The organism is Salinarimonas soli (genome assembly GCF_008386575.1).
GTDB classification, from domain to species: domain Bacteria; phylum Pseudomonadota; class Alphaproteobacteria; order Rhizobiales; family Beijerinckiaceae; genus Salinarimonas_A; species Salinarimonas_A soli.
Window position 1 is genome coordinate 109325 of record NZ_VUOA01000016.1, and the last position, 12585, is coordinate 121909.

The following is a 12585-nucleotide window of genomic DNA, read 5'->3' on the forward strand; positions in this document are numbered from 1 at the left end:
CTTCGCGGCGGCTGCGTCAACCGCGAAGGAACCGCCGCGACCACGAGAACGCGCCCGCGGCGCTCGGGTTCTCGCGAACCATTGCCGGACCGCCGGGTTACCCGTGCGGGGCCCCTGGGGCCCGAGAGGAGGGACGTCATGGTCGACACCATTCGCGGCAGCAGCGCCTACGAGACGGCCGGCACCGGAGCCCGGTCCTATGCGGAAGGAGGACGGGATCACCCGGCCTATCGGTCCCACGAGGTCGACGCCATGGCCCGGCGGCGGCGCGCGCAGTCGGACACCGGCAGCGGCGATTTCCTGGAGGACGCCATTCCCCTGGTCGGGATCCTCGTCGGCGGGGCGCTCGGCTATCTCGCCGCCACGACGCTCGGCGGCAGCTCCCGGTCGAGCACCTCGGGCAGCCGGGGGCAGAGCTCGAGCCTCTATGGCCGGACCGGCTCCGGCCTGGGCTCGGTCGAGCACGACGAGACCACGGACATGATCGCCTCGAGCAAGGTCGAGGGCACCGCCGTGTACAATCGCCAGGGCGAGAAGCTCGGCGAGGTCTACAACTTCATGGTGGGCAAGCGCTCCGGCCGTGTCGCCTACGCGGTGATGAGCTTCGGCGGCTTCCTCGGCATCGGCCAGAAGTACCATGCGGTGCCGTGGGATACGCTGACCTACGACAAGGGCAAGGGCGGCTACGTCATCGACGCCAACCGCGACCGCCTCATGGGCGCCCCGAGCTACGGCGCGGGCGAGGATCCGTTCTCGCAGCCGGGTTACGGCCGCCATGTGGAGGACTACTGGGCCGCCGGGATGATCTGACGCGCCCCGGAGCCCGGTAGTGGGGACTGGGTGAGCCGAGACCCCGCAATCGTTCCGATCCGTGGCATCCGCATAGGAGGCCGACGGCACCCGACGGGCTTGAGACCTCGGCTGTCGAGCCTGGCCGCGAGGGCGGCTCCGCCCGTTCCCCTCCCCGCAAGGGGGGAGGGAGCGCGGCGGCGCCCGTCGGCGCGCGTGCTCTCCTCTGTGGGGAACCTGGGGGCGACGAGGTCGGAACGGAACGCATCCGTTCGATCGGCGGCATGTCGGGCCGGATCACCGCCATCACTCCCCACCCGAGACGGCACGGGTGCGGACGCTGAGAGGGAAGTCCGTCAGAACATCGCGCGATCTCCCAAATCGCCGGACGCTGCTGCAAGCCCGTTCCGCCCAAAGGTCGCAGGCTCCGAACCGGGGGCCGTGGTCCTGCGTTCGACCCCCGTGAGCCGGAGGCGTCGATGGCGGATGTGAAGGGTGACGTTTCGGCGGCGGGGTTCCACCTCGCGCCGCCATCCGAGACCGAGTACCGGGCGCTGGTCGCCGATCTCAGCGCCGAGGAACGCGAGGTGTTGCTGGAGCACGGCACGGAGGCGCCGTTCTGCGGCGTCTTCCACGAGGGCAAGGGCACCTATGCCTGCAGGCTTTGCGGGCTGCCCCTGTTCCGCTCCGGCGCCAAGTTCGAGTCGGGCACCGGCTGGCCGAGCTTCTTCGATCCCATCGACCGCGCCCATGTCGCCTTCGTGGAGGATCGCTCCTACGGCATGGTGCGGGTCGAGATCCGCTGCGCCCGCTGCCAGGGCCATCTCGGCCACGTGTTCGACGACGGTCCCCCGCCCACGGGGGAGCGCTATTGCATGAACTCGGTGTCGATGCAGTTCGTGGCGGAGGACCTGCCGCTTCCCGACCGCCTCGGGCGCGGTGCTCCCGAGGGCCGGCGGGCCGAATAGGACCGCTATCGTCCGGTCTGCCGCGATAGAGGAACGCTCCCGGCCGGTCTGAGCCTTTCGTCCTGATCCACAGGCGCATCAGGACGCCGGGCGACTTCCATCCCAAGTAAAGCCTCAGCATAAGACCGGACAGGTCTAGGCTCGTTGAAGCATCGACTGATTTTCGGCAACACCGAATCGAAACGCTGCGGGGGGACTGTCCCGGCGCGGGCAAGAGTGCTCTATAGTGGATTCGCCACGGAACCGAACGGAGCACCGCCTTGCTGAAACTCGCGCGCGTCTCGATGGCCGCCGGGCTGCTGCTCGTCGGCGCAGCATGCCAGACCATCACGGCCGAGGGGCCCTCGGCGACCGGTGATATCGGCGTTCCGGCTCCAGCGGCCTTTGCCGTCGAGGAGGTCGCCCATGCGCTCCCTCAGGGGCTCGTCACCCGCCAGGGCGTGCTCGAGGAAACGCTCGTGGGTTCCGGAAATTTCGTCGGCCCGCTTCCGTCGCAGCCGCGAGCCCGCCTGGCCGCAGCACCTCTCACGCCGGCCGGCGACCCGGATTATCTCGCCGCGATGAACCAGGTCATGGACCGGCAGGACGCCACCGCGCGTCGCGCCGTGAGTTCCATGTGCGGGGGCTGCTGAGCCTTACGCTCTGGCCGGCGCCGTCAAGGTCTCCCGGTCCGCCGCCAGGCGCTCCACGGCGAGCCAGCGGCGCCAGTCGGGCAGGATGCTCCAGCCGGCCTCGCCCGGGAAGGCGAGCGGGAGCCGGTAATGGAACACGGGCCGCGGCCCGATCTTCTCGCGTGGCAGCACGGCCCGCACCTGCGCCTCGTCGAGGAACGTGAACAGGGGCAGCAGGTCCAGGGCCCGCTTGCGGCTCGGATTGGCGGCGAGGTAGTCGGCTGCCAGGGTGGTGAGATCGGGCCAGTAATCGGGCGCGAGCACCCGGCGCATATAGGCCTCCGGATAGGCGTCCGGCAGGACGCCGGCGAGCCGGTTCTCGCCCCGCGAGACCTCGCGCCGGAAGCGCCCTTCCAGCAGTAGGAAGGCCTTGAGGAACGAGGTCACCGTCTCGGCGTCGAGGCGCGGCGGCTCGACGTTGAAATGCATGCTCAACGCATCGAAGAACACCCGGCCCTGTCCACGGGCGCCGGCGCGCCGCAGGCTTTCCACGGCATCGTCGAGCTCCGGCAGCCGAGCGAGGGGAAGGGGAGCGGTGATCATCTCCCGGGGCACGATCGGCGACACGAGCGTGCCGAACCAGGCCGCCCCGCCGGGCGTGAGCCGGACGCCGCGGCCCCGGCCCAGTCCATAGCCCAAGCCCGGATGACGCTGAGGATGGACGTAGCGCAAATCGAGGTCGATCGAGATGTCGCCGAAGCGGCTGGCCCGCACCTTGTAGGCGTGGGCGTCCTCCTCGTCGGCCGTTCCGCCGATGTCCCGCGCCAGCGCCTCGGCGGCCTGACGGGCGCTCGGCCCGAGAAACTCCATCTCGACGCCGACCCGCCGCGGGGCACCGTCCTGGGTAAAGGGCAGGGGAGGGGTGAGGTCGTCGGGGAACGTGTCCATGCGGCCCGGAGATGGGGACTTGCCCTGCGATCCACAATGCCGGTGGAGGCGCGCATGCGGGCCTTGGCTTGCGGGGCCTCTCCGGTCACGCTCACGAAAGCTCAAGGAGACCACGAGCATGGACGGACGAAGCGTCGCCCTGATCGGCTACGGGGCGATCGGACGGGCCCTCGCGGGATTGCTGGGAGGCGAGCCGCGCCTCGCGGCCGTGCTGGTGCGCGACACGGGCGTGCCGGCCGCCCGGGCAGGCCTGCCGGAGAGCGTGCGGGTGACGAGCGACGTTCGCGAGCTTCTCGCCGAGGAACCCGATCTCGTGGTCGAGTGCGCGGGGCAGAGGGCGGTGGCGGACCACGCCCGCCCGATCCTCACGGCCGGCGTCCCGTTGATGGTGACCTCCACGGGCGCGCTCGCCACGCCGGGGCTCCTCGACGAGCTCACCGCGCTCGGGGGCAGATCCTGGTGCCGGCCGGGGCCATCGCGGGGCTCGACGGCCTGGGTACCCTGAAGGCGGCAGGCCTGCATGCCGTCACCTACACCTCGACGAAGCCGCCGCTCGCGTGGCGCGGAACGCCGGCCGAGCGAACCGTCGATCTGGAGGCTCTCACCGAGCGGGTCGTGTTCTTCGAGGGCTCGGCACGGGAGGCGGCGCTGCAATTTCCGAAGAACGCCAACCTCGCTGCCACTGTCGCGCTGGCCGGCCTCGGCTTCGAGCGCACCCGCGTGCGCCTCGTCGCCGATCCGGAGAGTCGGGGCAATACCGGCGAGGTCCGGGCCGAGAGCGAGATCGGCACGCTCGAGGTGACCATGGCGGGGCTTGCGAGCACGAACCCGAAGACCTCGGCTTCCGTGGCCTACAACCTCCTGCACGCCATCCGGCAGCGAGGCGCGCGCCTGGTCATCTGAGTGCTATCAACGCAGGTGGGTCAGTTCGGCCCGTAGGTGGCGAGCGCCAAGAGAGCGGCGGTGGAACCGAGCCAAGCAATACCAATCCAGAGCAATGAAACCTCCCGAAAAATGAGCCGCCGGGCCGATCCCGCCTGATTCGCGGACCCTTCGACGGCGGGGGAGGATTAGGAGCACGCGCGAACCGTGACCATCCGGCGCATCCCCCAGCGGGAAAATCCGTAACGCGCTCAGCCGCTTTCGCGCTCGATCAGCTCGAAGCCGAGATCCAGCACGGCGGGTCCGGACGCGTCGCCCTCGAACCGCGCGAGCAGCGCGTCGGCGATGCGGCGGCCGATCTCGCGGCGTGGGGGGCGAACGGTGGTCAGCAAGGGCACGCTCTCGGCCGCGAAGTCGAGGTCGCCGAAGCCGCACAGGCGCAGCCGCTCGGGCACCGCGATCCCGCGCCGCCGACACTCGAAGAGCGCGCCGAGCGCCATGACGTCGTTGGAGAAGAACGCGGCATCGACCCCTGGCTGCTCGTCGAGGAGCCGCGCCAAGCCCTGCGCGCCGGTGGCGACCTGCGGTCGCTCGGCGAGGCTCACGGTCACTGCATCGGTACCCCCCGCCGACGCCTCGGCGAGGAAGCCCGCGCCGCGCTCCAGGGCGCGCAGGTCGCGGTCCAGAGCGGCGCCGACGAAGGCAAGCCGCGTCGCGCCGCGTGACCGAAAGTGACGGGCCACCGCCCGCCCGACCTCGCGGTGGGAGAAGCCGACGAGCATGTCGATGGGGCGCTCGCCGAGTTCCCACATCTCGACGACGGGGATCTCGGCCTCCAGGAGCCGGCGCAGGGTGAGCTTCGAATGGTGCCGGCCGGTGAGCACGATCGCGGCGGGGGACCAGGCGAGGTAGGAGGCGACGAGGGCCTCCTCCCGCTCCGTCGAGTAGCCGCTGTGGCCGAGCATCAGCTGGTAGCCCCGGTCGGCGAGGCGCTCGCCCAGGGCCTCGACGGTCTCGGAGAAGAACGAGTTCATGATGGAGGGCACGATGATGCCCACCGTGCGGCTGCGCGCGCTCGCAAGCCCGCCCGCCATGAGGTTCGGCACATAGGCCAGCCGCTCGATCGCCTCGTCGATACGCGTCCGGAGCTCAGGCGAGACGATGTCGGGCTGGCGTAGCGCCCGCGACACGGTGGAGGTCGACACGCCGGCAAGGCGCGCCACGTCCGCCATGCGCGAGCGGTTCACGCCCCGGCGCCGGCCCTCGTCGGCGATGCGCGGCTCGCTCAAGCGCCGCCGTCCCGCATGAGGCCGACGAGCTCGCGGCCCCGGCCCGTCACCATGGCGAGGTCCGACGACACGGCCGACCAGGTGTAGCCGTAGTCGAGGAAGCGACGCGCCATCTCAGGGTTCGGCGCCACGATGCCGACCGGCTTGCCGGCGCGCCCGGCGGCCTCCGCCGCGCCTTGGAGCGCCTTCTGCACGTCGGGATGGCCGATCTGGCCGATGAGGCCGAGGCTCGCCGAGAGGTCGGCCGGGCCGACGAAGAGGCAATCCACCCCGTCCACCGCCGCGATGTCCGGCAGCGCCTCCACGGCCTGCATGGTCTCGAGCTGGAGGATCACGCAGAGCTCGTCGGCGGCGCGGTGCAGGTAGTCCTTCACGGCACCGAAGCGCGAGGCGCGGTGCATGGCGGCGACGCCCCGGATGCCGTGGGGCGGATAGCGGGTCGAGGCGACCGCGGCGCGCGCCTCGTCGGCGTTCTGGACGAAGGGGAACATGAGGCTCTGGGCACCGGAATCGAGCACGCGCTTGACCAGGACCGGGTCGTTCCAGGGCAGGCGCACCACGCTCGTGGCGGGCGTCCCGGCGACCGCCTGGAGGAGGGGGAAGAGCACGGAGACGTCGACGATCGTGTGCTCCATGTCGAGCACCAGGAAGTCGAAGCCGGAGCAGCCCAGGGCCTCGGCGATGACGGGGCTCGCGCTCATCATCCAGGTGCCCGCCATGGGGCGGCGCTCAGTGAGGGCCTGCTTGAAGGCGTTGCGGGGCAGGTCCATGTCAGAAGATCTCCGGCTCCGGCGTCGGCGCGCCGGCTTCGAGGAAGTCGAAGTCGCAGCCCTTGTCGGCCTGGCTCACATGCCGCTGGTAGAGCATCGTGTAGCCCCGCTCGTAGCGCGGCGCCGGCGGCGTCCAGGCCTCCCGTCGGCGCGCGAGCTCGGCGTCGTCCACGAGCATGTCGAGCCGGCGGTTCTCCACGTCGAGCACGATCTCGTCGCCCGTCCGCACGAGGGCGAGCGGGCCGCCCACATGGGATTCCGGCGCGATGTGGAGGACGCAGGTGCCGTAATGGGTGCCGCTCATGCGGGCGTCCGAGAGCCGGACCATGTCGCGTACGCCCCGGTCGAGAAGCTTCTTCGGGATGGGCAGCGCGCCCCATTCCGGCATGCCCGGCGCCCCCACGGGCCCGGCGCCGCGCAGCACGAGCACGGTGGTCTCGTCCACGTCGAGGGCGGGGTCGTCGATGCGCCGGCTCAGCTCCGCGTGGCTGTCGAAGACGAGGGCGCGGCCCCGATGGTTGAGGAGCGCCGGGGTGGCGGCGGACGGCTTCATGGCCGCTCCGTCGGGGCAGAGGTTGCCGCGCAGGATCGCGATGGCCGGCACGGTGGTGACGGGCCGGTCGAGGGGACGGATCACCTCGTCGTCCCACACCTTGGCGCGGCCTACGCTCTCGCCGATGGGCCGGCCGGTCACGGTGAGGCAGGACAGGTCGAGACGGTCCTGGATGCGCGAGAGGAGGGCCGGGAGGCCGCCCGCGAAGTACACGTCCTCCATGAGGAAGGTGCCGGCGGGAAACACGTTGGCAAGCACGGGGGTGCGCCGGGCTGCCTCGTCGAAGGCGTCGAGGGGGAGGGCGACGCCCGCCCGGGCCGCCACGGCGACGAGGTGGATGAGGGCGTTCGTCGAGCCGCCGAGCGCCGCCTGGACCTCGACGGCGTTGCGCACGGACGCCTCGGTGACGATCCGGTTCGGGGTCAGGTCCTCCCACACCATGTCGACGATCCGCTCGCCCACGGCCGAGGCCATCTTGGCGTGCGAGGAATCCACCGCCGGGATGCTCGTCGCGCCCGGCAGGCACAGGCCCAGGGTCTCGACGATGGAGGTCATCGTCGAGGCGGTGCCCATGGTGTTGCAGGTGCCCGTGGAGCGGGTCGAGATCCCCTCCAGCTCCAGCCAGTCGTCGTCCGTGATGCGCCCGGCGCGGTACTCGTCCCAGTATTTGCGGGTGTGCGTCCCGGCCCCGATCGTGGTGCCGCGCCAGCGGCCGCTGAGCATGGGCCCAGCGGGCAGGAAGATGCAGGGCAGGCCCATGCTGATGGCGCCCATGACAAGGCCGGGCGTGGTCTTGTCGCAGCCGCCCATGAGCACGACGCCGTCCAGCGGATGCTGGCGGATCAGCTCCTCGGCCTCCATCGCGAGCATGTTGCGGTAGAGCATGGTGGTCGGCTTGACGATGACCTCGCCGAGCGACAGGGCCGGCAGCTCGACGGGAAAGCCCCCGGCCCGGATCACGCCCCGCCGCACCGCCTCCGCGCGGTCGCGCAGGTGGCTGTGGCAGGGGCTCATCTCGCTCCAGGTGTTCAGGATGCCGATCACGGGCCGCCCGACGAACTCGTCGCGGCGGAAGCCCATCTGCTGCGTGCGCTGGCGGTGGGCGAAGGCGCGCATGTCGGAGGCGCCGTACCACCGGGCGCTGCGCAGGCTCTCAGGGCTTCGTCTCGTGCTCACGTCACCTCCACGGGGGCGATGGTACCGCTTTCAAGGGGCCGGTCAACGCGGGCGCGGACGCCTGGGCGCCCGAGTCGACGGGGTATTCTGATGCTCCCGCGCTCCCCTTTGCAAGCGCTGTCACGTCCTGAATGGCGCAGGAGGAATGGCAGACCATCGTCCATGTCGTCGCCTTCTTTCGGCGCCGCAGCCCTCGCGGCCACTGCGGCGGCCCGCGGCCACCTGGACAGGCCCGTCCAGACAATCATGCCCTTCGGCGCGGCCTAGACGACCGGCACGAGGCCTATCGGCCCGATGCGCCCGTGACGCGCCGGCGTATGCCCGATGTGCCACGGAGGCGGGCGGCGCCCTAAGCTCCCAGGACGAAATCGGCGACGAGCTTCACGTTCAGCCCCACGATCGCCGCCGCGATGAGGCAGGCGAGGGCGACGAGCCAGGCGGGTGCCACGAGGGGGCCCATCTTGGCGCGGCTCGCGGTGAACATCACGAGGGGGACGACGGCGAAGGAGAGCTGGAGCGAGAGCACCACCTGGCTCAGGATGAGGAGCCGCGCGGTGCCGCTGTCCCCGTACCAGATCGTCACCGCGGCGGCGGGCACGATCGCCACCATGCGGGTGATGAGGCGGCGCAGCCAGGGCGGGAGGCGGATGTCGAGGAAGCCCTCCATCACGGCCTGGCCCGCCAGCGTCGCCGTCACGGTGGAGTTGAGCCCGCAGCACAGGAGCGCGATGCCGAACAGCGTCGGCGCGATGGCGGCGCCAAGGAGCGGCGAGAGGAGGTTGTAGGCGTCGCCGAGCTCCGCGACCTCCTTGCGTCCCGTGGCGTGGAACGCCGCCGCGGCGAGGATCAGGATCGCGGCGTTGATGAGGAGCGCGAACATCAGCGCCACCGTCGAATCGATGGTCGCGAAGGTGAGCGCCTGGCGCTTCTCAGGGATCGTGGACCCATAGGCGCGGGTCTGCACGATGGCCGAATGGAGATAGAGGTTGTGCGGCATCACCGTCGCGCCGAGGATCCCGAGCGCCAGGTAGAGCATCTCGGGGTTCGTGACGATCTCGGTGGTCGGCGCGAAACCCCGCAGCACGGCGCCCCATTCGGGATCCGCGAGCACGATCTGCGCCCCGAAGCACAGGGCGATGACGCCGAGCAGCGTCACGATCATCACCTCCAGGTACCGGAAGCCGAGCTTCTGGAGGTAGAGGATCAGGAACACGTCGAGCGCCGTGACGAGCACCCCGATCTCGAGCGGCAGGCCGAACAGCAGGTTGAGCCCGACCGCCGTGCCGATCACCTCGGCAAGGTCGGTCGCCACGATGGCGAGCTCCGCCATGAGCCAGAGCGGGTAGGCGACCGCCTTCGGGAACGCGTCGCGGCAGGCCTGGGCGAGGTCGCGGCCCGACGCGATGGCAAGGCGCGCGCAAAGCGCTTGCAGCACGATCGCCATCACGTTGGAGACGAGCGCGACGGCGAGCAGCGTGTAGCCGAAGCGCGAGCCCCCGGCGATGGAGGTGGCCCAGTTGCCCGGGTCCATGTAGCCCACCGCCACCAGGTAGCCCGGCCCGAGGAAAGCGGCGAGCTTGCGCAGGTTGCTGCCGCCCCGGGGCACGGACACCGAGCGGTAGACGTCGGCCAGGGGCGCATCCCGGCGCGGATGCCGCCACCCGGTGAGGCCGTCGTCGGGGTCGTTCGTGCGGGTGTCCAAGGCGCGCTCCGGTCCGGCAATTGCAAATGATTTGCAACAGCGTCGCACGGCTCGGCTCCGCTGTGAAGCCGTCATGCCGGCGCAGGCGGCCTCAGCGCCCGACCAGGCGCAGGATTCCCCGGCGGATCGAGGCCGCGAGCGCCACGACGCCGTCCCGGATCCGGGCGAGCAGGCGGCGCAGGCCGATGGCGGTGATCCACGCCCCGACCGCCGACCGGACGCTCACGAACCAGCCCCAGATCACGGCGAACCAGCGCAGGGTGAGAAGCTGCGGTAGGCCGGCATGGAGGATGCGCTCGACGAGGAGCAGGCTCACGGCATGCCCCACGACCTGGAGCCCCACGCCCCAGGCGATGCGCCCGGTGCCGAGCGCGTAGAGGCCGGCGATCTTCAGGGGCTCGGCCACGAGGAACGGCACGGCGAGCACCGCGAGCACGCCGTAGGGCGGCAGGCGGCGGACCAAATCGGCAAGCGCGGCGAGGAAGGGCAGCCCCGCGATGGCGCGCCAGACCGGGGCGCCGACGAACGCCACCAATTCCTGGAGCAGGATCGCGGCGGCGAAGATCCCGCGCAGGACCAGTCCGAGGCCCCGCAGCAGGGGAGCGAGCGCCCGGCGCACCGGGGAGAGGGACGTTACGGGCGGGCTGCCGCGCGTCGGCTCACCGGCCATCCGAGATGTCCGCGTAGAGATCGGCGCGGGAGGAGGGGACGCCCGAGGCGCCCTTGGTGCGCTTCGACGCCAGCGTCTGGTTGACGCCGATGACGCCGCGCTCGAAGGCGAGCGACACGCCCGCGAGATAGAGCATCCAGGTGCGCGTCTTTTCCGGGCCGACCTCGGCCTCCGCCCGCTCGCGGTTGGCGCGCAGGTTCTCCCACCAGAGGCGCGTGGTGCGCTGGTAGTGCTCGCGCCAGGCCTCCACGTCGTGCACCTCGAAGCCGAAGCGCTCCAGGTTCGTCACCGACATGCCGAGATGGTCGAGCTCGGCGCCGGGGAAGATGTGGCGCATGATCGCCCGCGCCTCGGGCCGCGTGCGGCGGAACGCCTTGTCGGAGCGCTTGGCGCGCCTGGCGATGGTGTGATGGAGGTAGAGCCCCCGCGGCCGCAGCAGCCGGTGCACGGCGCGGAAGTAGGTCGGGTGGTTGGCGATGCCGACGTGCTCGAACATGCCGATGGACGAGATCTTGTCGAACTCGCCCTCCAGCCGGCTGTAATCCTCCAGCCGCACCTCGACCCGGCCCTGGAGCCCCAGCGCCTTGATCTTCTCCCGCGCGAGCGCCGCCTGCTCCTCGGCGAGGGTCACGCCGAGCGCGCTGACGCCGTAATGCTGCGCCGCGTGGCAGATGAGGGCTCCCCAGCCGCAGCCGATGTCGAGAAGCCGCTCGCCGGGCTTCAGGCGGAGCTTGCGGCAGATCATGTCGAGCTTGTCGCGCTGGGCGCGGGCGAGGTCGTCGTGCCAGTCGGGCTGGAAGTACGCGCAGGTGTAGACCATCTCCGGATCGAGGAAGAGCCGGTAGAACTCGTTCGAGACGTCGTAGTGGAAGGCGATGTTCGTCTTGTTCGTCTCGGGCCGCCCGTCCTGGCCGCCGGTCTGGCCCCGCGGCGCGTCGAGGGGGCGGGGCATGTCGGCGGGCGCGCGCAGGAATTTCGCCGCGACGCCGAGCACCCGGAGCTTGCCGATTCCCGCGAGCCGCCGCCGCAGCTTGCCCTGGGGGCGCTGTGCCGCGAGATCGAAGATCGTGCCGTTCCTCAGGTCGAGGAGGCCCGAGACGTGGGCGTTGAGGAGGGTGTCGAGAGTCGGGCGGCGCAGGAGCGCCGCGATCACGCTCTCGCGCGCGATCACGAGCCGCATCGCGTCGTCCGTCAGCGAAGCCGGGATCCGCGAGCCGTCCCACAGCTCGAAGCCGAAGGCGAGATCGAGCGCCCGGTGCACCTCCTCCAGTAGGCTCCTGATGGCCTGAAGCCGGTTGTCCCCGCTCATGAACATGCTCTCTCGTTGACGACGCGCGGCACCATAGGCCGCCAAGTGCGCGGATGCGAGGGCCGAGCGCCACGCGGCGCGAGCCGTCCTCCCGGCTGTCGCACGGCAGGTTCCCGGGCGGGGCCCGGCCGCCGCCGCAAGCCACCGCGCCGTTGCCGCCTCGCCGAAAACAGCGACGTTTCATGATCTTGCCGCGGCACGATGCACCCATCCCGGCGCGTCGTTTTGTCAGGCCTCTCGCCGGAACTTGCCAGGACTTGCCGGCTTCACCGGATCTATCTCGTGGAGCCCCGCATGACCCTTGAAACCGATCTCGTCCGCCGTCGCATCCTGTTCACCGGCCTCATGTTCGGCCTCGTCACGCCGGCCATGGCCCAGAGCGTTCCCCCGGTCACCGGCTCGCCCTTGAGCGACGACCTCTACCAGGGTCGCGCGCTCTCGACGGGTGGCCTGGCCCTGGAGACGAGCCGCATCGCGCTTGCCAAGTCCCCGAGCCCGGCGGTGCGGGCCTTCGCGCAGGAGGAGATCAACGAGCAGCTCGCGTTCCGCCAGGCCTTCGCCCGCGCCGCCGCGACGACGGGCTCGGTGCCGCGCCTCCCCGCCGACCAGGCTGCCGGCCTCTCGGCGCGCGACGCGACCGTGCTCCAGCTGCACCAGACGGGCTCCGCCGGCACGCCGTTCGACAAGCTCTATGTGGGCACCCAGATCGACGGGCACCGCGAGCTGCGGCTCCTGAACCAGGGCTACGCCGCCAACGGCTCCGATCCGACGCTCGCCGCGATCGCAACCCAGGCCCTCCCGCTGATCGACCGCCATCTCGCGATCCTGCAGGACATCAACAACGCATCCTGAAACCGAGCGCGTCCCTGCCCATATGACGGGGCGGGGACGCATCGGCACTTGGGATCGTGCGGCGGC

The 12585-nt window shown here is 71.1% G+C and carries 13 protein-coding genes; 6 read left to right on the forward strand and 7 right to left on the reverse strand.

All coding sequences use genetic code 11. The features are described 5' to 3' along the window. The first annotated feature begins 138 nt into the window (after positions 1-138). The 3 genes from F0L46_RS26800 (at position 139) to F0L46_RS07200 (ending at position 2389) form a co-directional block, all read left to right on the forward strand. Positions 139-810, forward strand: a complete 672-nt coding sequence (locus F0L46_RS26800; protein WP_240539900.1) for a PRC-barrel domain-containing protein — start codon at positions 139-141, stop codon at positions 808-810. Positions 811-1268: 458 nt separating this feature from the next. After that, positions 1269-1757 carry a peptide-methionine (R)-S-oxide reductase MsrB gene (msrB, locus tag F0L46_RS07195; protein WP_149816380.1) on the forward strand — a complete coding sequence of 163 codons (489 nt, stop codon included), beginning with the start codon at positions 1269-1271 and terminating at the stop codon, positions 1755-1757. A 260-nt stretch (positions 1758-2017) separates the two neighbouring features. Next, on the forward strand, positions 2018-2389 hold the full coding sequence (locus tag F0L46_RS07200) for a hypothetical protein (protein ID WP_149816381.1): 372 nt from the start codon (positions 2018-2020) through the stop codon (positions 2387-2389). A 3-nt stretch (positions 2390-2392) separates the two neighbouring features. Here F0L46_RS07200 and F0L46_RS07205 read toward each other — a convergent pair whose 3' ends face one another. After that, positions 2393-3316: an amidoligase family protein gene (locus tag F0L46_RS07205; RefSeq protein WP_149816382.1), complete on the reverse strand. Its 924-nt coding sequence runs from the start codon at positions 3314-3316 to the stop codon at positions 2393-2395. A 118-nt stretch (positions 3317-3434) separates the two neighbouring features. Here F0L46_RS07205 and F0L46_RS26570 point away from each other — a divergent pair, with 118 nt between their 5' ends. Both F0L46_RS26570 and F0L46_RS26575 read left to right on the forward strand, forming a co-directional pair. Then, on the forward strand, positions 3435-3821 hold the full coding sequence (locus F0L46_RS26570) for a hypothetical protein (protein ID WP_210247619.1): 387 nt from the start codon (positions 3435-3437) through the stop codon (positions 3819-3821). Beyond that, entirely contained in the window at positions 3776-4219 is a 444-nt protein-coding gene (locus F0L46_RS26575; RefSeq protein ID WP_210247620.1) for an aspartate dehydrogenase, read from the forward strand. Before F0L46_RS26570 ends, F0L46_RS26575 begins: the two co-directional genes overlap by 46 nt. 230 nt (positions 4220-4449) lie before the next feature. On the opposite strand, the gene F0L46_RS07215 is transcribed toward F0L46_RS26575, so the two are convergent. From F0L46_RS07215 to F0L46_RS07240, 6 genes are all read right to left on the reverse strand, one after another. Then, a complete protein-coding gene (locus F0L46_RS07215) occupies positions 4450-5487 on the reverse strand; it encodes a LacI family DNA-binding transcriptional regulator (protein WP_240539901.1) in 1038 nt (345 codons plus the stop codon). After that, the gene (locus F0L46_RS07220) at positions 5484-6257 is read right to left on the reverse strand and encodes an HpcH/HpaI aldolase family protein (RefSeq protein ID WP_149816383.1); all 774 of its coding nucleotides are present in this window, start codon (positions 6255-6257) and stop codon (positions 5484-5486) included. The genes F0L46_RS07215 and F0L46_RS07220 overlap by 4 nt, the downstream gene beginning before the upstream one ends. A gap of 1 nt (position 6258) precedes the next feature. Further along, positions 6259-7986: an L-arabinonate dehydratase gene (gene araD, locus F0L46_RS07225; RefSeq protein ID WP_149816384.1), complete on the reverse strand. Its 1728-nt coding sequence runs from the start codon at positions 7984-7986 to the stop codon at positions 6259-6261. Between the two features lie 349 nt (positions 7987-8335). Continuing rightward, a complete protein-coding gene (locus F0L46_RS07230; protein ID WP_240539902.1) occupies positions 8336-9688 on the reverse strand; it encodes an Nramp family divalent metal transporter in 1353 nt (450 codons plus the stop codon). 91 nt (positions 9689-9779) lie between these two features. Next, entirely contained in the window at positions 9780-10358 is a 579-nt protein-coding gene (locus tag F0L46_RS07235; protein WP_149816386.1) for a hypothetical protein, read from the reverse strand. Then, positions 10348-11667 (reverse strand): class I SAM-dependent methyltransferase, encoded by a 1320-nt coding sequence (locus tag F0L46_RS07240; RefSeq protein ID WP_149816387.1) that lies wholly within the window; start codon positions 11665-11667, stop codon positions 10348-10350. Before F0L46_RS07240 ends, F0L46_RS07235 begins: the two co-directional genes overlap by 11 nt. Positions 11668-11961: 294 nt before the next feature. On the opposite strand from F0L46_RS07240, the gene F0L46_RS07245 reads away from it, so the two are divergent. Then, a complete protein-coding gene (locus F0L46_RS07245; protein WP_188311886.1) occupies positions 11962-12519 on the forward strand; it encodes a DUF4142 domain-containing protein in 558 nt (185 codons plus the stop codon). Positions 12520-12585 lie beyond the last annotated feature (66 nt).